17 protein-coding genes are annotated in these 22,732 nt (G+C 73.0%); 11 read left to right on the forward strand and 6 right to left on the reverse strand.

From position 1 onward, the window contains the following. The first annotated feature begins 134 nt into the window (after positions 1–134). Together H0H10_RS18285 and H0H10_RS18290 are read left to right on the forward strand one after the other, a co-directional pair. Complete coding sequence (locus H0H10_RS18285; protein ID WP_188182066.1) at positions 135–1,862, forward strand: 2-isopropylmalate synthase; 1,728 nt, start codon at positions 135–137, stop codon at positions 1,860–1,862. Next, positions 1,859–2,647: an ABC transporter ATP-binding protein gene (locus tag H0H10_RS18290; protein WP_188182067.1), complete on the forward strand. Its 789-nt coding sequence runs from the start codon at positions 1,859–1,861 to the stop codon at positions 2,645–2,647. The genes H0H10_RS18285 and H0H10_RS18290 overlap by 4 nt, the downstream gene beginning before the upstream one ends. 55 nt (positions 2,648–2,702) lie before the next feature. On the opposite strand, the gene H0H10_RS18295 is transcribed toward H0H10_RS18290, so the two are convergent. The 6 genes from H0H10_RS18295 to H0H10_RS18320 all read right to left on the reverse strand — a co-directional run bounded on the left by H0H10_RS18295 (position 2,703) and on the right by H0H10_RS18320 (position 8,273). Further along, positions 2,703–2,915, reverse strand: a complete 213-nt coding sequence (locus H0H10_RS18295) for an EF-hand domain-containing protein (RefSeq protein ID WP_188182068.1) — start codon at positions 2,913–2,915, stop codon at positions 2,703–2,705. Between the two features lie 60 nt (positions 2,916–2,975). Beyond that, positions 2,976–3,887: a helix-turn-helix domain-containing protein gene (locus H0H10_RS18300; RefSeq protein ID WP_188182069.1), complete on the reverse strand. Its 912-nt coding sequence runs from the start codon at positions 3,885–3,887 to the stop codon at positions 2,976–2,978. A gap of 80 nt (positions 3,888–3,967) precedes the next feature. Further along, entirely contained in the window at positions 3,968–4,471 is a 504-nt protein-coding gene (locus H0H10_RS18305; RefSeq protein WP_188182070.1) for an ATP-binding protein, read from the reverse strand. 262 nt (positions 4,472–4,733) lie between these two features. Next, positions 4,734–5,501 (reverse strand): enoyl-CoA hydratase/isomerase family protein, encoded by a 768-nt coding sequence (locus H0H10_RS18310; protein WP_188182071.1) that lies wholly within the window; start codon positions 5,499–5,501, stop codon positions 4,734–4,736. 84 nt (positions 5,502–5,585) lie between these two features. Continuing rightward, entirely contained in the window at positions 5,586–6,836 is a 1,251-nt protein-coding gene (locus tag H0H10_RS18315) for a L,D-transpeptidase (RefSeq protein ID WP_223180054.1), read from the reverse strand. Between the two features lie 186 nt (positions 6,837–7,022). Beyond that, positions 7,023–8,273: a L,D-transpeptidase gene (locus tag H0H10_RS18320; protein WP_188182073.1), complete on the reverse strand. Its 1,251-nt coding sequence runs from the start codon at positions 8,271–8,273 to the stop codon at positions 7,023–7,025. Between the two features lie 152 nt (positions 8,274–8,425). On the opposite strand from H0H10_RS18320, the gene glgX reads away from it, so the two are divergent. The 9 genes from glgX to H0H10_RS18360 all read left to right on the forward strand — a co-directional run bounded on the left by glgX (position 8,426) and on the right by H0H10_RS18360 (position 22,608). Continuing rightward, entirely contained in the window at positions 8,426–10,681 is a 2,256-nt protein-coding gene (gene glgX / locus H0H10_RS18325; RefSeq protein ID WP_188182074.1) for a glycogen debranching protein GlgX, read from the forward strand. A 76-nt stretch (positions 10,682–10,757) separates the two neighbouring features. Next, a complete protein-coding gene (locus H0H10_RS41265; RefSeq protein WP_361738619.1) occupies positions 10,758–10,853 on the forward strand; it encodes a putative leader peptide in 96 nt (31 codons plus the stop codon). A 55-nt stretch (positions 10,854–10,908) separates the two neighbouring features. Then, positions 10,909–12,309 (forward strand): sulfatase family protein, encoded by a 1,401-nt coding sequence (locus H0H10_RS18330; RefSeq protein WP_188182075.1) that lies wholly within the window; start codon positions 10,909–10,911, stop codon positions 12,307–12,309. Positions 12,310–12,413: 104 nt separating this feature from the next. Further along, entirely contained in the window at positions 12,414–14,318 is a 1,905-nt protein-coding gene (locus H0H10_RS18335; RefSeq protein WP_188182076.1) for an ABC transporter ATP-binding protein, read from the forward strand. Then, the gene (locus H0H10_RS18340) at positions 14,315–16,168 is read left to right on the forward strand and encodes an ABC transporter ATP-binding protein (protein ID WP_188182077.1); all 1,854 of its coding nucleotides are present in this window, start codon (positions 14,315–14,317) and stop codon (positions 16,166–16,168) included. The genes H0H10_RS18335 and H0H10_RS18340 overlap by 4 nt, the downstream gene beginning before the upstream one ends. A gap of 22 nt (positions 16,169–16,190) precedes the next feature. Beyond that, positions 16,191–17,912, forward strand: a complete 1,722-nt coding sequence (locus H0H10_RS18345) for an ABC transporter ATP-binding protein (RefSeq protein ID WP_188182078.1) — start codon at positions 16,191–16,193, stop codon at positions 17,910–17,912. Then, on the forward strand, positions 17,909–19,735 hold the full coding sequence (locus H0H10_RS18350; RefSeq protein ID WP_188182079.1) for an ABC transporter ATP-binding protein: 1,827 nt from the start codon (positions 17,909–17,911) through the stop codon (positions 19,733–19,735). Before H0H10_RS18345 ends, H0H10_RS18350 begins: the two co-directional genes overlap by 4 nt. Positions 19,736–19,985: 250 nt before the next feature. Next, positions 19,986–22,019 (forward strand): M4 family metallopeptidase, encoded by a 2,034-nt coding sequence (locus tag H0H10_RS18355; RefSeq protein ID WP_188182080.1) that lies wholly within the window; start codon positions 19,986–19,988, stop codon positions 22,017–22,019. A 79-nt stretch (positions 22,020–22,098) separates the two neighbouring features. After that, the gene (locus H0H10_RS18360) at positions 22,099–22,608 is read left to right on the forward strand and encodes a DUF1990 domain-containing protein (RefSeq protein ID WP_188182081.1); all 510 of its coding nucleotides are present in this window, start codon (positions 22,099–22,101) and stop codon (positions 22,606–22,608) included. Positions 22,609–22,732 lie beyond the last annotated feature (124 nt).

Here is a 22,732-nt window from a genome sequence, read left to right on the forward strand (position 1 = left end):
GCGTACCGGGCATGACGCTCTGCGGTCTCCTTCTCCTCGGCTGCCGCGGCGGGGCCTGACGCGACCGGCACCCCGCCGCGGGTCGCCGTGCTGCCGGTCACCGTCCGACCGAGCCGGAAGGCCACCAGCAGACGATGACCACCACCCCGTACGAGCGGCCGCTGTGGAACCCGCAGCGGCCCAGCCCCATGCCGTTCCACCGCTACCGCCCCTTCGACGAGCGCGTCGACGTGCCCGTCACCGACCGCAGCTGGCCCTCCGGCCGGCTCCGGCAGGCCCCGCTGTGGGTCCCCGTCGATCTGCGCGACGGCAACCAGGCCCTCGCCGAGCCGATGGACACGCCCCGCAAGCGCCGGTTCTTCGACCTGCTGGTCGCCACCGGCTTCAAGGAGATCGAGGTCGGCTACCCGTCCGCGAGCCGCACCGACTTCGACTTCGTACGGCACCTGGCGACCAGCGGCGCCGTGCCGGACGACGTCACGCCGGTCGTCTTCACGCCCGCCCGGCGGGACCTGATCGACCGCACCTTCGACGCGATCGCGGGGCTGCCGCGGGCGGTCGTGCACCTGTACGTGGCGACCTCGCCGGTGTGGCGGGACGTCGTGCTGGGCCGGGGGCGGGACGAGGTGCGGCGGACCGTGCGGGAGGCCGCCGAGCACATGGCCCGCCGTGCCGACCCCGCCGCCTGCGTCCGTTTCCAGTTCTCGCCGGAGACCTTCAACCTCACCGAGCCCGACTTCGTCCTGGAGCTGTGCGACGGGCTGACGGAGCTGTGGGACGCGAGCCCGGACCGGCCGGTCACGCACAACCTCCCCGCGACGGTCGAGATCGCCACCCCGAACGTCTACGCCGACCAGATCGAGTACATGCACCGGCATCTGGCCCGCCGTGACAGCGTCATCCTCTCCGTGCACCCGCACAACGACCGCGGCACGGGCGTCGCCTGCGCCGAACTCGCCGTGCTGGCCGGCGCCCAGCGGGTGGAGGGCTGCCTGTTCGGCAACGGCGAGCGCACCGGCAACGTCGACCTGGTCACCCTCGCCCTCAACCTGTACGCCCAGGGCGTCGACCCGATGGTCGACCTCAGCGACATCGACACGGTCCGCGACACCGTCGAGCACTGCAACCGGCTGCCCGTGCACGTCCGGCACCCGTACGCCGGCGAGCTCGTGTACACGGCGTTCTCCGGCACCCACCAGGACGCGATCAGCAAGGGGCTGGCCCGCCACGCCCGTGCCGCGGCCGAGGCGGGGGTGCCCGAGGGGCAGGCGCCGTGGGCGGTGCCGTACCTGCCGATCGACCCGGCCGACGTGGGCCGGTCCTACGAGGCGGTGATCCGCGTGAACTCCCAGTCGGGCAAGGGCGGGGTGGCGTATCTGCTGCGTACGCACGCCGGCTACGACCTGCCGCCGCGGATGCGGCCCGAGTTCGCCCGCCTCGTGCAGGAGGCGACGGACGACAGCGGACGGGAGGCCACGGGCAAGGAGCTGCACGAGCTGTTCCGGACGACGTATCTGGACGACGGCGGCGACACCGCGGTGCGGCTCGCGGCCTGGTCGGCGCAGCCCGACCCGTCCGGCGGCCGGCGTTTCGTGGGCACCCTGGAGACCGGTGGCCGCCCCGGGGACCAGGAGGGCACCGGCGAGGACACCCTCGCCGCCTTCGTCGACGCGCTCGCGGGCGCCGGATTCGCCGTGGACGTCCTGGAGACCTCGGCGCACCCGGTGGACGGCGGCTGCGTCGCCTACGCCGAGTGCCGGGTGGGCGGCAGGACGCTGTGGGGTGCGGGCGAGGGCCGTTCGGCACCGGAGGCGACCGTGCGGGCGGTGCTGTCCGCGGTGAACCGGGCGGCGGTGCGATGACCGAGGTCCTGCGTGCCGAGGACGTCCACGTCGTGCGCGACGGCCGGCCGATCCTCCAGGAGGTGTCCCTCACCGTCCGGGCCGGCGAGCACTGGGCGCTGCTCGGCGCCAACGGAGCGGGCAAGTCCACGCTGCTGAGCCTGCTGGGCGCCCTGGTCCACCCGACGCGGGGCTCGGTGGAGGTGCTGGGCCGCCGCCTGGGCCGCGTCGACCTGCGGGAACTGCGCGCGTACGTCGGCCATGTCGACCCGCGTCATCCGCTCACCTCTCCGCTGCGGGTCCGGGACGTCGTCCTGACCGGGCTGACCAACTCGGTGGAGCGGCTGCCGCGCTGGCGGCCGACGCCGGAGCAGGAGGAGCGGGCCGAGCAGCTGATGCGGACGCTCGGGGTGGCGGGCCTGCGCGAGGCGCGCTGGCCCACGCTCTCCCAGGGGCAGCGCGGCCGGACCCTGATCGCGCGGGCCCTGATGCCGGAGCCCCGGCTGCTGCTCCTGGACGAACCGGCCACCGGCCTGGATCTGCCGGGCCGGGAGCAGTTGATCGGTGCGCTGGACGAGCTGCGCCGGGGACATCCCCGTCTGGCGACGGTCCTGGTCACCCACCATCTGGAGGAACTGCCGCCCGGCACCACGCACGCGCTGCTGCTGCGCGAGGGCCGGACCCTGGCGGCCGGCCCGGTGGCGCGGGTGCTCACCGACGACGCGGTCGGCAAGTGCTTCGACCTGCCGCTCACCCTGACGCGGCAGGACGGACGCTGGAGCGTCCGGGTCCGGCACCGCGCATGACGCAGAGGGGCGCCCGCTCCCGGAGCCGGGATGCGGGCGCCCCGTGCGGCACGCGTCACTTGTTCAGGTGGGCCCAGAACTCGTCGAACGACAGCAGCTTGTCGCCGTTGAGGTCACGGCTGGCGATGATCGCCTCGGCGACCGTCTCCGTGACATTCCAGTCGCCCCCCTGGGCCAGGGCGGCCTTGAACTCGGCCGCGGTGATCTGACCGTCACCGTCCGTGTCGATCCGCTCGAACTGCTTGCGTGCTTCCTCGATGTCGGCCACCGGTCCGCCCCTCTTCGTCACACTTTGCTACACGTTGCTGTCGTACTGACGCAGGTCAGATTAACTGCCCGCGCGAGCGCGCAGTGCGGCGACCACCCACGCGAACTCCTCGCGGTGCGGCGGCACGGGAGTGCCCTTGAGCACGCCGAGCAGTTCGCGGTAGCGGGCGAGCCGGTCGTTGGACGCCGATTCCATGCGTTCCAGTACGGCCTCGCGGTCCGCGTCGCCGAGCAGGTCTCGGAGCACTTCGCCGGCCTCCGGCGACTCCGGCGCGATCCCCCGCTCCCGGGCCGAGGCGGCCAGCTGGATCAGGCGGCGGGCGAACCACAGGGACGCCCCGGCGGGCGTCTCGTACCCCCGGTCGGCCGCGTTGAACTCGGCGACCGCCCGCATCTCGGCCCGGAACCGGGGGTCGTGGAGCATCTCGGCCAGCTCCACCCAGGCGTCCACCTGCTCCGGGGTCGGGTTGTCCGGCAGGTCGGCGGCGGTGTTGCGCATCCGCTCCAGGACGACCGGGTCGGCGGTGTCCAGCCCTTGGAACATCTCCTCCACGAACTCCTCGACGATCCGCTTCCGCTCGGCGGCGGACAGTCGCGCCAGCTTGTTCATCAGGGTCATCTCCTCAGCGGTCGAGCCGCGTCGTGCCACGGTCGACAGCACCGCACGGGTCACTTTGAGGGAACGGATCTGTGCGTCCAGCGCACTGACGTGGGCCGCCGCGACCTGTGCGACCGTCGTCTCGCCCGCCAGGATCCGGCGTACGTCGTCCAGGCCGAGCCCCAGTTCGCGCAGGGTGCGGATCAGTTCCAGGCGGGCGGCGGACTCGGCGTCGTAGAGCCGGTAGCCGCCGGCCGAGCGGGCCACCGGGGGCAGGACGCCCTCGTCGGACCAGTAGCGGATGGTGCGCACGGTCAGTCCGGTGGCCCGGGCCAGTTCGCCGATGGTGAGGAGTCCGGTGCCGTCGTCGGTCATGTCTGCGAGTCTGGGCCTTCCAGCGGCTGGAGACTCAAGGAGCGGGCCGACGGTGCGCCCCGATGGGCGTACGTCCGCCGTCAGCGGTCCGTGACCCGCATCTCGAACCAGGTCGTCTTGCCTCGCGGCAGCAGGTCGACGCCCCAGCGGTCGGAGAGCTTGTCGACGAGGAAGAGTCCGCGCCCGCTGATGTCCGTCTCCTGCACCGGCATCAGGCAGGGCAGCCCCCGGGAGGGGTCGCGGACCTCGACGCGGATCCAGCCGGGGCGGCGGGTCATGCGGAGGCCGAAGACGCGGGCGCCGGTGTGGCGTACGGCGTTGCCCACCAGTTCGGAGACGAGCAGGACGGCGTCCTCCGTCACCTTCGGGCCGAGCTTCCACTGGCGCAGGGACACGACCTGGGCCAGCCGGCGCGCGGTGGCCGCGGACTCGGGACGGGACGGCAGCCGGACCTCGCGCTCCGTCGGATTGCCGAACAACTCCACTGCCTTCAGAGCGTGTTCGTCCTCGACCGCCGGCGACCAGCGCGCCACGGTCGCACGTCCGGCTCCCCGCGGCTGTCCTGTACCCTCCAGCCCCGCCATGCCCCCATCATGGCCGCCCGGGAGACGCTCCGTGGCGGTTCCGGAGTAATACGCCGTAGCGCCGTGCGGGCCCCGCGAGCGGCGAACGGCATATGCCACAGGCAGTTCGGAGCCGGGAAAAGCCCCGGTGACCTGCGCGGACGGCTCGGTTGAAGGCAATCCACGGACCCCCTCGACAAGGCGCTCTCAGGGCTGCCCCAAGGCTGTCACAGACCGCCCCATCGAGGGACCCGTATCAGACATCATGTCAACGGCAAGTCACTCAGAGGAATTTCGCCTTTCCGGGGCCTTCTTCCACGAAGCTGCGCATGCCGCGCTCGCGGTCCTCGGTGGCGAACAGGCCCGCGAACCAGTTCCGTTCGACGGCGAGGCCGGTCTCGATGTCCGTCTCCAGGCCCGTGTCGATCGCCTCCTTCGCCGCGCGCAGCGCGATCGCGGGCCCCTGCGCGAGCCGCGCGGCCCAGGCGTGCGCCTGCTCGTACACCTCGGCGGCGGGCACGACCCGGTCCACCAGGCCCATCGTCAGGGCCTCGTCGGCCCTCACCTGCCGGCCGGTGAAGATCAGGTCCTTGGCCTTGGAGGGACCGACCAGCCGGGACAGCCGCTGGGTGCCGCCCGCGCCCGGGATCAGGCCGAGCAGGATCTCGGGCTGGCCCAGCTTGGCGTTGTCCCCGGCGATGCGGTAGTCGGCGCAGAGGGCGAGTTCGCAGCCGCCGCCCAGCGCGTATCCCGTCACCGCCGCGACCACCGGCTTGGGGATGCGGGCCACGGCCGTGAAGGAGTCCTGAAGGGCCCGGGCACGCAGGACCATCGCCGCGTGGTCCATCACCTGCATCTCCTTGATGTCCGCGCCCGCCGCGAACACCTTCTCGCCGCCGTAGATCACCACGGCGCGCACGTCCTCGCGGCGCGTGGCCTCCTCGGCGAGTTCCTTCAGCCGGTCCTGCGTGGCGATGTCCAGCGCGTTCATGGGCGGGCGGTCCAGGCGCAGCGTGCCGACGCCGTCCGCGACTTCGAGGTGTACGGTCATGCTCCGCAGGTTAGCGGTCGTTCACGCGCCTCGGCAGTCTCGGTACGGCGTCGGCCGCGGCCGGTGGTGGTCACGCCCCGCCTGTCAGGCCTTCCACTTCTCCCAGGACATGTTCCAGCCGTTGAGGCCGTTGTCCGGGGCGATGGTGGCGTCGTTGGAGTTCTTGACCTCGACCACGTCGCCGATGAGCGAGTTGTCGAAGAACCAGGCGCCCGGGGCCTTCTCGTCCCAGCCGCCGCGCACGTCGCGCAGTCCGACGCAGCCGTGGCTGGCGTTGTAGTTGCCGAAGGCGCCGCCGCCCCAGTAGTTGCCGTGGATGAAGGTGCCGGAGGTGGACAGGCGCATGGCGTGCGGAACGTCCTTGATGTCGTACTCGCCGCCGTAGCCGACCGTCTCGCCGTTCATGCGGGTCACCGCGAGCTTCTCGCTGATGACCATCTTGCCGTTCCAGGTCTCGTAGCCGGGCGCGCCGGTGGTGACCGGGATGGTCTTGACGAGCTTGCCGTCCCGCATGACCTTCATCGTGAGCTTCTTGGCGTCGACGACGGAGACCTGGCTGCGGCCTATGGTGAAGGAAACGGTCTTGTCCTGCTTGCCGTAGACCCCGTCACGGCCCTCGACGCCGTCGAGGTCGAGATCGACGGTGACCTTGGTGCCGGCCTTCCAGTACTTCTCGGGACGGAAGTCGAGGCGGTCGTTGCCGAACCAGTGGCCCGCGACCTCGACGGGCGGATCGGTCTTGATGCGGATGGCGTTCTCGACGTCCTCGGGGTTGGTGATGCCCCGGGTGAAGCGGAGGGAGAACGGCATGCCGACGCCGACCTTCGAGCCGTCCTCGGGGGTGAAGGTGCCGATGAAGGTGTTCTTCGGCGTCAGGGTGGTGAAGCGGGAGTCCTCGGCGGCCGTACGGCCCTCGGCGTCCTTGGCGACCGCGTGCACGGTGTACGTGGTGGAGGCGGCCAGATGGGTGGACGGCGTCCAGGTGGCGCCGTCCCCGGATATCTCTCCGTCGACCCGCTCGCCGTCGGCGTCCTTGACGACGACCTCGGTGAGCCTGCCCTTCGCCGCGCCGACCTTGAGGGCGCCGCTGGTGTCGACGGACTTGGCGCCGTCCTCGGGGGCGATGGTGACGACGGCCTCGGACTGCTTGCTCTGGGCGGCGGTGGAGTCCTTGGCGTCCTTGCCCTCGCCGTCACCGGATCCGGTGCCCGAGCCTCCCCCGCCGCACGCGGTCACCGCCAGCAGCAGCACCCCGAGCACCAGCGCCAGCAGTCCGTTGCCGCCCCGCCCCCGGACGCCGGCCGACGACGCCCCCGATATCGGACGCACGTTCAAGTTGTCTCCCCTCGCCGGGCCTGGTCGGGCCCGCGCCCCTGCGCGCCCGCGCGCGCACCGGCGCATAGTAACCGCAGGCCAGGGGCGTCGGCGTCGGGGAATTGTCACCGTTCCGTACCGAGTTGGCGTACCGGGACCGGTTCCGGCGTCGCCGGACGGTGGACGGAACCGGCCCCTCGGCTCGGGCTACGTCAGCGCGCTTCCGGCCTTCCACTCCTTCCACGGCATGTTCCAGCCCCCGAGTCCGTTGTCGGGGGCGACCTGCTCGTCGATGCTGTTGACCACCTCGACGACGTCGCCGATGAGAGTGCGGTCGAAGAACCACCGCGCCGGGGTGTCGGCGGCGCCGCCCTTCTCGTCGCGCAGGCCGATGCAGCCGTGGCTGGTGTTGTACCGGCCGAAGGTGCCGGCCGACGCCCAGTAGTTGCCGTGCAGGAAGGTTCCGGAGTCGGTCAGGCGGATGGCGTGCGGGACGTCGGGGATGTCGTACTCGCTCTTGCCGTTGGTCTTCCTGAAGCCGACCGTGGCGCCGTTCATGCGGGTGACGTCGTGCATCTCCGTGACGACCATCGTGCCGTTGTAGGTGGGGTTCTTCCGGGACCCGGCGGTGATCGGCACGGTGGCGAGCAGTTCGCCGTCCCGCTCGACCCTCATGGTGTGCCGGGCCGCGTCGACCACGGAGACCTGGCTGCGGCCCACCGTGAAGGAGACCGTCTTGTGCTGCATCCCGTACACCCCCGGTGCCGCCTCCACGTCCCTGAGGCGCAGGGAGACGGTGACGCGGGTGCCGGGCTTCCAGTAGTGCTCGGGGCGGAAGTCGAGGCGTTCGCCGCCGAACCAGTGGGGGCGGACGTCGACGGCGGGCTCCGCGGTCACGGTGACGGCCCGTTCGACGGCGGCCCGGTCGGTGATCTCCCGGTTGAACTCCAGGGAGACGATCATGCCGGTGCCGACGGTGGAGCGGTTCTCGGGGGTCACGTACCCGATGAAGCGCTGGTCGGGAACGTGGGTGCTGAAGGTGGTGTGCCGGGCCGAGCGGCGCCCCCGGCCGTCCCGGGCGACGACGTCGACGGTGTACCGCGCGGCGAGCGCGAGGCGGTCCTCGGCCGGCTCCCAGCGCAGCCCGTCGGCGGAGATCCGCCCGGGCACCGGGGTCTCCCGCGCGTCCTGCGACCGCACCACCCGTACCGACTCCAGCCGGCCGCCCTCCGGCAGCCACACCGACAGCCTCTTCCCGGGCCGCACGTCCTTGCTGCCGTCGTCCGGAAAGACGCGGATGACGTCCTCGGGGACGGGGGGTTTGTCGAACGCGCCGCCGGTGCCGGTGCCGGTGCCGTGCGACGTGCAGCCGGCGGCTGCGGCCAGCAGTCCTGCCCAGGTGAGTGCGGCCGCCAGTGCGGCCCCCGCGCGCCGTGCGCGTCCATGTACGTGCCTCATATCCACCCGTAACGACCGGTCCGCTCCGGGGAAACGTGAGTGCGAGCCAAGCTCTGGGCAGAACAGGGGGGAGGACGACGCGACGGGGAGCAGCGGTCGGGACGCCGCATGCCCTTTCCCGAGTCGTTCCACGAGCCGCGGGAGGCTGACAGGTGTCCAGCGCAGCCGAGCAGGAGGCGGAGGCCGGGAAGCGGCGGGCCGCCGGGAACGGGCGCACGGCCGCCGCCGTGAACGGCGTGCGGCGCGCGGCGCCGCCGCCCGCCGTGCCCGCGTGGCCGGGCACGCCGGTGCCGCTCGGCGCACGGTTCAGGACCGGCCCGGACGGGGTGGCCGGGACCAACTTCGCACTGTGGGCGGGCGGGGCGGAGGCGGTGGAGCTCTGCCTGTTCGACGAGCAGGGCGTGGAGAGCCGGGTGCGGCTGACCGAGCTGACGCACGAGATCTGGCACGGCTTCGTGCCCGGCGTGCTGCCGGGGCAGCGCTACGGCTACCGGGTGCACGGCCGCTGGGACCCGTGGACCGGCGCCCGCTGGAACCCGGCGAAGCTGCTCCTGGACCCGTACGCGCGGGCGGTGGACGGCGAGTACGAGCTGCCGCCGGAGGTGTACGGGCACGTCCGGGACTGGCCGGAGCAGCATGTGGCGGACACCGTGCGCGACGACCGGGACTCGGCGCCGTTCGTGCCCAAGGGCGTCGTCGTCCATGACGACGACGACTGGGCGGACGACCACCGGCCCAAGACGCCGTGGGCGGACTCGGTGATCTACGAGCTGCACGTGCGCGGCTTCACCAGGCTGCACCCCGGCATCCCCGGGGAGCTGCGCGGCACGTACGCCGGTCTCGCGCACCCGGCGGCGATCGAGCACCTGGTGCGGCTGGGCGTGACGGCGGTGGAGCTGCTGCCGGTCCACCAGTTCGCCCACGAGGACCACCTGCTGAAGCGGGGCCTGCGGAACCACTGGGGCTACAACTCCATCGGCTACTTCGCACCGCACGCGGCCTACGCGGCCTCCGGCACCACCGGGCAGCAGGTCGGCGAGTTCAAGCGGATGGTGCGCGCGCTGCACGCGGCCGGGATCGAGGTCATCCTCGACGTGGTCTACAACCACACCGCCGAGGCGGGCGAGCTGGGCCCGACGCTGTCCCTGAAGGGCATCGACAACCGCGGCTACTACCGGTTGCAGCCGGATGCCCGGAGGTACGCGGACTACACGGGCTGCGGCAACACGCTGCACGTCGTCCAGCCGCACGTGCTGCGCCTGATCACCGACTCCCTGCGCTACTGGGTGACGGAGATGGGCGTGGACGGCTTCCGCTTCGACCTGGCGGCGGCGCTGGCCCGCTCGATGCACGACGTCGACATGCTGTCCCCCTTTCTCGCGGTGATCGCGCAGGACCCGGTGCTGCGGCGGGTGAAGCTGATCGCCGAGCCGTGGGACATCGGCTCGGGGGGCTACCGGGTGGGCGCGTTCCCCCCGCTGTGGACGGAGTGGAACGACCGCTACCGGGATGCCGTACGGGACTTCTGGCGGCACTCCCTGCCGGACGTGCGGGAGATGGGCTACCGCCTGTCCGGCTCCAGCGACCTGTACGCGTGGGGCGGCAGGCGCCCCTACGCGTCGGTCAACTTCGTCACCGCGCACGACGGCTTCACGCTGCGGGACCTGGTCTCCTACGAACGCAAGCACAACGAGGCCAACGGCGAGGGCAACCGGGACGGCACGAACGACAACCGGTCGTGGAACTGCGGCGCGGAGGGGGAGACGGACGACGAGGACGTACGCGGTCTCAGGCGGCGGCAGATACGGAACCTGCTGACCACGCTGCTGCTGTCGACCGGGGTGCCGATGCTCGTGGCGGGCGACGAGATGGGCCGCACCCAGGGCGGGAACAACAACGCCTACTGCCAGGACAACGAGACCGGCTGGGTGGACTGGACCCTGCTGGAGGACCCGGGCTGGCGGGCCCTGACCGAGCTGACCGCCCGTCTGATCGCGCTGCGCCACCGGCACCCTGTCCTGCGCCGCCGCGCCTTCTTCTCCGGCCGGGCGCACTCCGCGGACGGGCTGCGGGACCTGGCCTGGTTCACGTCCCGGGGCACGGAGATGACGGAAGAGGACTGGTACGCGCCCGCCGCCACCCTCGGCATGTACCTGTCCGGGCGGGACATCCCGGGGCGCGACGAGCGCGGCGCGCCGGTCACCGACGACAGCTTCCTGGCCGTGCTGCACGCCGGCGAGCGGCCGGTGAGCTTCGTACTGCCGGGGGCGCCGTGGGCGGAGCGGTACGAGGTCGTCGTCGACACCAGCCGTGAGGAACAGGCGGAGGCACCGGGCACCGGGCACCCCGCGGGGGCGCCGGTCACGGTGCCGGCCCGGACGGTACTGCTGCTGAAGGTCGTCGGCTGAGCAATCTTTTCGGCTCCGTGAAATCGGCGGCGATCTCGTTGACCGGCGGCCGGGCTGCCTGGGAACGTCCCTGGTCATGAGGACTGCCGCTGCTCGCCGGTGCGTGCGCGTCGCGCTCGTGCGGCGACGCCACGTCGACCTGTGCCGCCAGTCCGGCGCGCTCTGTCGCTGACCCGCGCCCTCTTCTCCCCTCCTCCTTGTTCCGCCTCTTCCTCCGAGGATCACGCATGCCCGAAATATCCCGTCGTGCGTTCGGTGGTCTGGTCGGCGGCGGCGCGGTGACGGCCGTCGCCGGCACGTCCGCGACCACCGAGGCCGCCACGCCCGCCGAACGCCCGTTCAAGGCCCGTGCCGGCGGCCGGCCCGGCAGACGCCCCAACGTCCTGTTCATCCTCGGCGACGACCTCGGCTGGGCCGACCTGTCCTCCTACGGCTCCCCGCACATCAGGACGCCCCACCTGGACCGGCTCGCCGCGCAGGGCGTGCGGTTCACCAACGCCTACGCGGGCTCGGCGACCTGCTCCCCGACCCGGTTCAGCCTCTACACGGGCCGCCACCCGGGCCGTACGAAGGGCGGGCTCGCCGAGCCCATCGGCAACCGCACGCAGGGCCTGGACCCGAACCACCCGACCCTCGCCTCCCTGCTGAAGAAGGCGGGCTACGCCACCGCGCTCATCGGCAAGTGGCACTGCGGCTGGCTGCCGGACTACAGCCCCACCAAGTCCGGCTGGGACGAGTTCTTCGGCAACTTCGGCGGCGCCCTGGAGTACTTCTCCAAGCTCGGACAGCTCGGCGACTACGACCTGTACGAGGGCGACGCCACCTACCAGGACCTGCGCTACTACACGACGGTCCTCACCGAGCGCGCCGTCGAGTACGTGGGCCGCGACCACGACCGGCCCTGGCTGCTCAACCTCAACTTCACGACCCCGCACTGGCCCTGGCTCACCGAGGACGACGAGGAGACGGGCGCCGAGATCGCCGCGCGGATCCGCGCCGGGAACGTGCTGGGCGGGCTGCGGCACAACGACGGCGGCTCGGTGGAGAAGTACAAGGAGATGGTGGAGAGCCTGGACGCCTCCGTCGGCAAGGTGCTCACCGCGCTGCGCCGCTTTGGCCAGGAGGAGAACACGGTCGTCGTCTTCGCCAGCGACAACGGCGGCGAGCGGTTCTCGTACCAGTGGCCGCTCAGCGGCGCCAAGTCCGAACTGCTGGAGGGCGGCATCCGCGTGCCGACCATCCTGCGCTGGCCGGCCCGGATCGACGGCCGCCAGGTCAGCCACGAGCCCGTCTACTCCCCGGACTGGACGGCGACCCTGCTGGAGCTGGGCGGGGCCCGGCCGGACCCGGCGTACCCGCTGGACGGGCACAGCCTCGCGGGCTACCTGCTGCGCGGTGAGGACGTGCCCGAGCGCGACCTGTTCTGGCGGGTGCGGGGCAACCGGGCGCTCAGGCGCGGCGACTGGAAGTACTACCGGGACGCGGACGGCAGGGACCACCTGTTCGACCTCGCCGCCGACGCCCGCGAGCAGGCCGACCTCGCCGCCGCACGGCCGCAGCTGCTCGCCGAGCTGAAGGCGGCCTGGGAGAAGATCGACAGCGGTCTGCTTCCGTACCCGGCGTCCTGACCCCGGCCGGCGCATCGGCCGAACGGTTGATGCCCCCGTACGACCCCGGCGAGCACCGAAAACTCGGTGGGCAGTGTCAGTGGTGAACCGTAGGCTCGCTGCTGATGCCCACGACACCCGTTTCCGCCGAGGACCGCTCCGCCGTGCGTTCGCTGCTGCGCCTGTGGCCGTTCGTGAGGCCCGTGCGGGCGCGGCTGCTGACGGCGGCCTTCGTGGCGATCGTCGCCTCCTGCGTGGGGCTGGTGATCCCGCTCGTCCTGAAGTGGATGGTGGACGGGCCGGTCGCCGACCGGGACCCGGCGGGCGTGTGGCTCGGGGCGCTGTACCTGCTGCTCCTGGGCTTCGCGGAGGCGTTGCTGTTCGGGTTGCGGCGGTGGCTGGTGGCCCGGCCGCTGTCGAGCGTCGAGGCGGAGATGCGGGCCGCTCTGTACCGGCATCTGCAGCGGCTGCCGGTGGCCTTCCACGACCGGTGGCCCTCGGGGCAGTTGCTGTCGCGCGGGACGACGGACCTGATGCTGCTGCGCATGTTCCTCGCCTTCCCGCTGACGTTCCTGCTGGTCAACGGGGTGACGATCCTCGTCGGCGTGGTCATCATGCTGGTGCAGGACTGGACGCTGGGGCTGGTCGTGCTCGGGCCGGCCGTGCCCGTCATGGTGACCTGCGCGGTCTTCGAGAAGAAGTACTCCGAGGTGGCGCGGCTCGCGCAGGACCAGGTCGGGGATCTGACCACGGTCGTCGAGGAGAGTGTGCTCGGCATCCGCATCGTCAAGGGCTTCGGGCGGCACCGCAGCCAGGCGCGGAAGTTCCGGGAGCTGTCGCGGACGCTGCGGGGCACGGAGCTGCGCAAGGCCCGGCTGCTGGCGGCGATCTGGGCGGTCATCGTGACGCTGCCGGAGCTGGCGATCGGGGCGGCGCTGGTGGTCGGGGCGGTGCGGGTGGCGGACGGGCAGTTGTCGGCGGGGACGCTGGTGGCGTTCCTGTCCACGGCGCTGGCCCTGCGGTGGCCCGTGGAGTCGATCGGCTTCCTGCTGGCGATGAGTCAGGAGGCGGCTACGGCCACGGAGCGGTACTTCGAGGTGATGGACGCGGAGGTGGAGGCCGGCGTAGCTGCGGGCAGTCGTGCCGCTGGGGCGGCGCGGGTGGGCGATGGGGGTACCTCCCAGGCCGTTCAGGCACTGGGGGAGGCACCTCGTAGCGCCGAGCAGCGCGTCAACCCGGGGGCCGGCACCAACGCCGGTCACGGCGGCGGTCTGCGGTTCGAGGGCGTCCGGTTCCGTTACCCGGACGCCCCTCCCGACTCCCCGCCCCTCCTCGACCGCGTCGACCTGCACATCCGCCCCGGCGAGTCCATGGCCCTGGTCGGCGCGACCGGCAGCGGCAAGACCACCCTCACCGCGCTCGTGCCCCGGCTGCACGAGGTGACCTCGGGCCGGATCACGCTGGACGGCGAGGACATCACCGCCCTGCCCCGCGAGGAACTGCGCGCCATGGTCGCCGTCGCCTTCGAGGAGCCCACCCTCTTCTCCGCGAGCGTCGCCGACAACGTGCTGATGGGCGCCGGGGAGGGCGCCGGAGCCGACGAGCTGGAGCGGGCGCTCGCCGTCGCCCAGGCCGATTTCGTGCACGCCCTTCCCGAGGGCACCGCGACCCAGGTCGGCGAGCAGGGCCTCAGCCTGTCCGGCGGGCAGCGGCAGCGGCTCGCACTGGCCCGCGCGGTGGTCGGTCGGCCCCGGTTCCTGGTCCTGGACGATCCGCTGTCCGCGCTTGACGTCCACACGGAGGCCGCCGTCGAGGCCGCCCTGCGCCACGTGCTCGCGGACACCACCGCCCTGATCGTGGCGCACCGCCCCTCCACGGTCCTGCTCGCCGACCGCGTGGCCCTGCTCTCGGGCGGCCGTATCGCCGCCGTCGGCACCCACCAGGAACTGCTGCGCACCAACGCCGAGTACGCCCATCTGATGTCCGGGCGCGACGAGCACGAGGAGCTCCAGGAAGGGGACGACCGATGACGGCGCCCGCGACCACCGCGCCGGACAAGGAGGAGCCGGCCGACGAGGCCCGCGCGGCCGACGACCCCTTCGACCGGGACGTCCTGCCCACCCCGCCAGGCGCCACGGGGGCGCTGCTGCGCTCCCTGCTGGCCCCGATGAAGGCCCGTGTCGCCGTCACCACTCTCCTGCTGCTGCTCCAGCAGGCGGCGGTGCAGGCGGGCCCGCTGCTGGTGGCGTACGCCATCGACCGCGCCGTGCCGGCGTTCCGGGACCAGGACCACGGTCCGCTCGTCGCGGTCGGCGCCGGCTACCTGCTGTGCTCGCTGGCGGCGGGCGGGCTGCAGTACGCGTTCATCGCGGCGTCGGCCCGGGTCAACCAGGACGTGCTGCTGGACCTCCGGGGCCGCATCTTCCGTCACGCGCAGGCGCTGAGCGTCGACTTCCACGAGCGGTACACGTCGGGCCGGCTCATCTCCCGCTCCACCACGGACGTGGAGTCGCTGCGGGAGCTGCTCGACGAGGGCCTGCAGGAGCTGGTCACGGTCGTCCTCTCCTTCGTCTACATCTCGGCGATGCTGCTCTGGCTGGACCTGGGGCTCGGGGCCGTCGCGGTGGCGTCGTTCGTGCCGTTGTACGGGCTGGTGCGGATGTACCGGCGGCGGGCGGGGCGGGTGTACCGGCAGCGGTCCACGGCGATCGCGGCGGTGATCGTGAAGTTCGTGGAGACGATGAACGGCATCCGGCCGGTGCGCGCGTTCCGCCGGGAGGCCGCCAACGACGCCGGCTTCGCCGTCCTCAACCGGCGGCACGAACGGACCAACGGCGACGCGCTGCTGGAGATGGCCCGCTATGTCGTCGGCTCGCGGCTGGTCGCCAACACGGCCGTCGCGGGAATCGTGCTGTGGGGCGCCTACCGGGTCGCGGACGACACGCTGGCGCTCGGTGCGCTGGCGGCGGCGGTGCTGTACCTGCGGCGGCTGTACGACCCGATCGACCGGCTGGGCATGTTCCTGAACTCGTACCAGTCGGCGGCGGCCTCCCTGGAGAAGATCGCGGGCCTGCTCGCCCAGACGCCGTCCGTGCCCGAGCCTCCGGCGCCCAAGGAGCTGCCGGCCAAGGCGTCGGAGCACCCCGGCCGGGAGGTCGTCTTCGACGGCGTCCGCTTCGCCTACCGCACCGGCGGGGAGGTGCTGCCCCGCTTCGACCTGACGATCCCGGCCGGGCAGACGGTCGCGGTCGTCGGCTCCACCGGCGCGGGCAAGTCGACGCTGGCCAAGCTGCTCGCCCGGTTCTACGACCCCTCCGAGGGGCGAGTGCTGCTGGACGGCACCGACCTGCGGGACCTCGCCCTGCCCGAACTGCGGCGCGGGGTGGTGATGGTGACGCAGGAGGCGTTCCTGTTCTCCGGCACCGTGGCCGAGAACATCGCGATCGGCCGGCCCGAGGCGACCCGGGAGGAGATCGAGCGGGCCGCGAAGGCGATCGGCGCCCACGACTTCATCGCCGCGCTGCCCGACGGCTACGACACCGACGTCCGCAAGCGGGGCGGCCGTATCTCCGCCGGTCAGCGGCAGCTCGTGGCGTTCGCGCGGGCGTTGCTGGCCGATCCGGCGGTGCTGATCCTGGACGAGGCGACCAGTTCGCTGGACGTGCCCGGTGAGCGGGCCGTGCAGCGGGCGATGGCGACGGTGCTGCGGGGCCGTACAGCGGTGGTGATCGCGCACCGGCTGTCGACCGTGGAGATCGCCGACCGGGTGCTGGTCATGGAGCACGGCCGCATCGTCGAGGACGGCGCGCCGGCCGAACTGATCGCCGGTACGGGCCGGTTCGCGGATCTGCACCGGGCGTGGCGGGACAGTCTGGCGTGAGGACGGGTCTACGGGGGAGCCGATGATCGACGCGTACGAGGACCCGGGCACGCCCGACCGCCGGGGCGGCTGGCGGTATCTGTGGTGGCTGGTCGGCCGGCAGCGGGCGCGGTGCGTGGCGGGGGCGCTGCTCGCCAGTGCCTGGATGGTGCTGCTGGCGGCGACGCCGTACCTGATGGCACGGGCGATCGACCACGGCCTCGAACCGGGCGACCTCGGCGCGCTGGCGGCCTGGACGGGGGCGCTGGTCGCGGCCGGCGCGTTCAACGCCTGGCTGGGCATCATGCGGCACCGCACGATGACCCGGGTCCGGATGGACGCCAACTTCCGCACGGTCAAGGTCGTCGTCGGGCACGCGACGCGGCTCGGTGCCGCGCTGCGCGGGCAGGTGGCGACCGGGGAGGTCGTCACCATCGGGGTGGGCGACGTGCAGACGATCAGCCAGTCGCTGACGGCCGTGGGCCCCGGTATCGGCGCGATCGTCGCCTACGCGGTCGTCGGCGGACTGATGCTGTCGGTGTCCGCGCAGCTCGCGCTGGTGGTGCTGCTCGGGGTGCCGGCGCTCGGCGTGCTGCTGGGTCCGCTCATGGGGCGGTTGCAGGGCAGGGAGGCGGAGTACCGGGAGCGGCAGGCGGTGCTGACCGCGCGGATCGGCGACCTCGCGGGCGGGCTGCGGGTGCTGAACGGGCTGGGCGGCAAGGGGCTGGTCGCGGACGCCTTCCGCCGGGACTCGGCGCTCCTGCGCGAACAGGGCTACCGGGTCGGGGCGGTGACCAGCTGGATCCAGGCCCTCGGCGTGGGGCTGCCGATGCTGTTCCTCGCCCTGGTGACCTGGCTGGGGGCACGGCTGGCCGTCCAGGGGCACATCAGCGTGGGCGAACTGGTGTCGGTCTACGGCTATGTGGTGGCGCTGGGATGGCCGGTGGCGTTCCTCATCGAGATGGGGCACCAGCTCAGCCGGGGCGTGGTGGCCGCCCGGCGCGTCGTCGCGTTCCTGCGCCTGGAGCCCGAACCGGACACGGGCACCCGGGACGCCCCCGCCGAGCCGTCGGCGCTGTACGACCCGGAGTCCGGGGTGCGGGTGGCGCCGGGGCGGCTGACGGCGCTGGCCGGGGCCCGGCCCGACGACGCGGCCGCCGTCGTCGACCGTCTCGGCCGGTACGCCCCGTCGGACGTGACCTGGGGCGAGGTGCCGCTGTCGGAGATCCCCCTGGCGCAGGTGCGGGAGCGGATCCTGGTCGCGGACCACGAGGCCGACCTGTTCGCCGGTCCGCTGCGCGAGGTGCTCAGCGGTGCCGGGACCGCCGGCGAGGCCGAGATGCTGCGGGCCGTGCACGCGGCCGCCGCCGAGGACATCGTCAGAGGACTGCCCGAGGGACTGGACACGGCCGTCGCCGCGCAGGGCCGCAGCCTGTCCGGCGGGCAGCGGCAGCGGGTGCGGCTGGCCCGGGCGGTGCTGGCCGATCCCGAGGTGCTGCTCGCCGTGGAGCCGGCCTCGGCGCTCGACGCCCACACCGAGGCCGCGGTGGCGGACCGGCTGCGGGAGGCCCGCCGGGGCCGCACGACCGTGGTGGCCTGCACCTCCCCGCTGCTGCTCGACCGGGCGGACGTCGTGCACTACCTGGTCGACGGCAAGGTCGCGGCCACCGGCAGCCACCGCGAACTCCTCGGCGCCGAGCCGGGGTACCGGGCCCTCGTCGCACGGGGCGCGGAGGACGCCGAGGACGAGGAGGCCGTGCGATGACGACGGGGACACCGCGGAAGCCCGCCGGGCGGGAGACACCGGGCGCGGGCGCGCCGGAGCAGTTGCCCGTCGCCGGGCGCGCCGACGTCCGGCGGGCGGCGGCCGGCCTGGTACGCGCCGACGGGCGGGCCTTCGCCGTCGTCCTCGTCCTCAACGCGCTGGCGGCGCTGGCCGGTCTCGCGGGGCCGTGGCTGCTGGGCCGGATCGTGGACGAGGTGCGGGCCGGCGGCGGGGTCGGCGCCGTGGACCGCATGGCGTTCGCCATCCTGCTGTGCTCGCTCGCCCAGTTGCTGCTGGCCCGCTGGGCGCGGTACGTGGGTCATCGCCTCGGCGAACGCACGCTGGCCCGGGTGCGGGAGCGGTTCGTGGACCGGGTCCTGGCTCTGCCCGCGTCGGTGGTGGAGCGGGCCGGCACCGGCGACCTGACGACGCGGGGCACGGCCGACGTGACCACCGTCGGCACGACGCTGCGCGACGCCGGCCCGGAGCTGCTCATCAACTCGGTGCAGGCGCTGTTCCTGACCGCCGCGGTGTTCGTGCTCGACCCGCTGCTGGGCGCCGTAGGGCTGCTGGGGCTGCTGCCGATCTGGTTCGCGCTGCGCTGGTATCTGCGCCGGGCCCGGGACGGCTATCTCGCCGAGGGCGCGGCCACCTCGGAGGTCGCCGAGATCCTTGCCACCACGGTGGCCGGGGCCCGCACGGTGGAGGCGTTCCGGCTGGCCGGGCGGCGCGTGGCGGCGAGCCGCCGGGCGCTGGAGGTCTCGCGGCGCACCCGGTTCCACACGCTGTACCTGCGCAGTGTGTTCTTCCCGGTGGTCGAGGTGTCCTACGTGGTCCCCGTGGCGGGCGTGCTGATGGCCGGCGGGGTGCTGCACGTGCACGGGGCAGTGAGCCTGGGATCGGTGGTGGCCTGCGCCCTGTACCTCCAGCAGCTGACCGGGCCGCTCGACGAGGTTCTGATGCGGATCGAGCAGTTGCAGAGCGGCGGCGCCTCCTTCGCCCGCGTGGAGGGCCTGGCCCGGGCCCCGCGCGCCGCGGCGGACGACTCCCCGGCCCCGGCGGACGACCGTATCGACGTGACGGGGGTGCGCTACTCCTACGACCGGGGCGGCGAGGTGCTGCGCGGGGTGGATCTGACGGTCCGGCCCGGCGAGCGGCTGGCCGTGGTCGGGCCGTCCGGCGCCGGGAAGACGACGCTGAGCCGGCTGCTGGCGGGCATCGACGCGCCGGACGCGGGGTCGGTGACGGTGGGCGGGGTGCCGGTGGTCGGGCTCGGCCCGGAGCGGCTGCGGCGCCAGGTCGTCCTGGTCACCCAGGAGCACCACGTCTTCCTCGGGTCGGTGCGCGACAACCTGCTCATCGCGGAACCGGCGGCGACCGACGAGCAGTTGTGGGCGGCCCTCGCGGCGGTCGGCGCCGAGGAGTGGGTGCGGGAGCTGCCGGACGGCCTCGCCACCGAGCTGGGCGGGGCCGGCCGCCGTACGGACGGCTCGCAGGCCCAGCAACTGGCCCTCGCCCGGGTGGTGCTGGCCGATCCGCACACGCTGATCCTGGACGAGGCCACGGCCCTGCTGGACCCGGCGACGGCCCGGCACACCGAGCGCGCCCTGGCCGCCGTGCTCCGGGGCCGGACGGTGATCGCCATCGCGCACCGGCTGCACACCGCGCACGACGCCGACCGGGTGGCGGTGATGGAGGACGGCCGGCTGACCGAACTCGGCACCCACGACGAGCTGGTGGCGGCCGGCGGGGCGTACGCGGCGCTGTGGGGTTCCTGGCACGGCGAGCCGTCGCGCGGCGGCGAACACCACGGTTCCGTATAGCGAACATGAACGCCCGGACAACGAACCATTTCCGGCCAACTTACTGACGCGCTCCTGACAAGACTGGCCGGCTCCTGCCACTCTTCCCACGGCCGCTCCACAGCGACCCCACAGCTTGCCGATCGGCGCTGTGCCGCGGCCCGCTTTCGAGCACGTGGTTCTGCGTACCGCCCTGTTCTGCCCGGCCGGCCCACCCGCCGCCCGGTCTCCCCTGGCCGCGCGACCCGCGGCCACGCAGAAGGAGTCAGTGTTGAGCAGCAGTTCTCCCCACAGACGCACCTCCCACACCACGCCCCGCCGCTCCACCCGCCGCCGGGCCGCCGCCGTCGCGCTGGCCGGCGTCGCCGCCCTGGTCGCGACCGCCGTGCAGTCCGGCGCCGCCACGGCCGCGCCGAAGGCCCCCGTCCCGGGCGCCGAGTCCGTCAAGCTCACCCCCTCCCAGCGCGCCGAACTGCTCCGCGAGGCCGACGCCGCCACCGCGGACACCGCGGCCGGCCTGGGCCTGGGCGCCAAGGAGAAGCTCGTCGTCCGGGACGTCGTCAAGGACCGCGACGGAACCCTGCACACCCGCTACGAGCGCACCTACGACGGGCTGCCCGTCCTCGGCGGCGACCTGGTCGTCACCACCGACGCGGGGAAGACCGAGCGGGTCGTGAAGGCCACGCGGGCCGCCATCAAGGTCGCTTTCGTCACGCCGAAGATCTCCGCCACGAAGGCCGAGCAGCAGGCGCTGTCCGCCGCCAAGGCCGCCGGCGCCGAGCAGCCGGACGCCGACCGCGCCCCGCGCAAGGTGATCTGGGCGGCGAACGGGACCCCGGTGCTGGCGTACGAGACGGTCGTGGGCGGCCTCCAGGAGGACGGCACCCCGAACGAGCTGCACGTCGTCACCGACGCGGCCACCGGCGCCAAGCTGTACGAGTACCAGGCGGTCCACAACGGCACCGGCAACACCATGTACAGCGGCACGGTGACACTGGGCACCGCCCAGTCGGGCTCGTCGTACACGCTGACCGACACCGCGCGCGGCAACCACAAGACGTACAACCTCAACCGCGGCACCTCCGGCACCGGCACGCTCTTCAGCGGCTCCGACGACATCTGGGGCAACGGCAGCCCGTCCAACGCGGAGACGGCCGCCGCCGACGCCCACTACGGGGCCGCGCTGACCTGGGACTACTACAAGAACGTGCAGGGCCGCTCCGGCATCCGCGGCGACGGCGTCGGCGCCTACTCACGGGTCCACTACGGCAACAACTACGTCAACGCCTTCTGGTCCGACAGCTGCTTCTGCATGACGTACGGCGACGGCTCGGGCAACACCCACCCGCTGACGTCCATCGACGTGGCCGCGCACGAGATGACCCACGGCGTCACCTCCAACACCGCGAGGCTCGTCTACAGCGGCGAGTCGGGCGGTCTGAACGAGGCCACCTCCGACATCTTCGGCGCGGCCGTCGAGTTCCACGCGAACAACCCCTCCGACGTCGGTGACTACCTCATCGGCGAGGAGATCGACATCAACGGCGACGGCACCCCGCTGCGCTACATGGACAAGCCGAGCAAGGACGGCGCGTCCAAGGACAGCTGGTACTCGGGGATCGGGTCGATCGACGTGCACTACTCGTCGGGTCCCGCCAACCACTTCTTCTACCTGCTGAGCGAGGGCAGCGGCACCAAGACCATCAACGGGGTCACGTACAACTCGCCGACCTCCGACGGGCTCCCGGTCACCGGCATCGGCCGCGCCAAGGCGGAGAAGATCTGGTTCCGCGCCCTGACCACGAAGTTCACCTCGACCACCAACTACGCGGGCGCCCGCACCGGCACCCTCGCGGCCGCCGGTGAGCTGTACGGCACCGACAGCGCCGAGTACAAGGCGGTGCAGGACGCGTGGGCGGGCGTCAACGTCGGCTCGCGCTCCGGCGGCGGGGGCGGGGGCTCGACCTTCGAGAACACCGCGGACGTGAACATCCCCGACAACGGATCGGCGGTCACCTCCTCGCTCACGATCTCGGGACGCACCGGCAACGCGCCGAGCAACCTCCAGGTGGGCGTGGACATCGTGCACACCTGGCGCGGTGACCTGAAGATCGACCTGGTCGCGCCCGACGGATCGGTGTACGCGCTGAAGGCCAGCGGCTACGACCCGGCGCCCGACGTCCACGAGACCTACACGGTCAACGCCTCCTCGGAGCCGGCCAACGGCACCTGGAAGCTGCGCGTCCAGGACCAGGGACCGCAGGACACCGGCTACATCGACGCCTGGCGGCTGACCTTCCCGTAAGTCACCTGGGCCCGGAATCCCATGACGGGGCGGCACCCGGAACGCGAAGTTCCAGGGTGCCGCCCTAGGCTTGGTGCCCATGTCCTTCACGTACGACGACGTCGGCGCGACCCGCGAGCCGGGCCACTGCCCGCCCGGCTTCCGCCCCCTGCACGTCCGCACGCGGCTCGGGGAGGGCGAGCAGGTCTTCCGCCGGGCCGCCGAGGCGGTGCTCACCTGGGAGATGCACCGCGCGATGGGCGTCGGCATCGACGCGAGCGCGGAACGGGCCGCGCCCGGCGTCGACGTCACCGTCACGCTGGCCGGGATGATCAAGGCGCCCTGCCGGGTGGTGTGGACCCTGGAGGAGCCCCGCCGGGCCGGCTGGGCCTACGGCACGCTGCCCGGCCACCCGGAGTGCGGCGAGGAGTCCTTCGTCGTGGACCGCACGGGCGACGGCACGGTCTGGCTGACCGTGACCGCCTTCAGCCGCCCGGCCAAGTGGTACGCCAAGGCGGGCGGCCCGGCGACGCGCGGCTTCCAGCACGCCTACGCCCGCCGCTGCGGCACCGTGCTGCGCCGCCTGAGCACCGAGAACCCCGACGCCTGACACCACCGCGGACCACCGGCACCGGTGGGCGACGGCACCGCGGACCGCCGGTACCGGTGGGCGACGGCACCGCCGGGACCCGGCAGCCCCGACGCCGACGGAAACGGCACCACGCCGGAACCCG

Source organism: Streptomyces griseicoloratus, assembly GCF_014534645.1.
In the GTDB taxonomy this organism is placed as follows: Bacteria; Actinomycetota; Actinomycetes; order Streptomycetales; family Streptomycetaceae; genus Streptomyces; species Streptomyces griseicoloratus.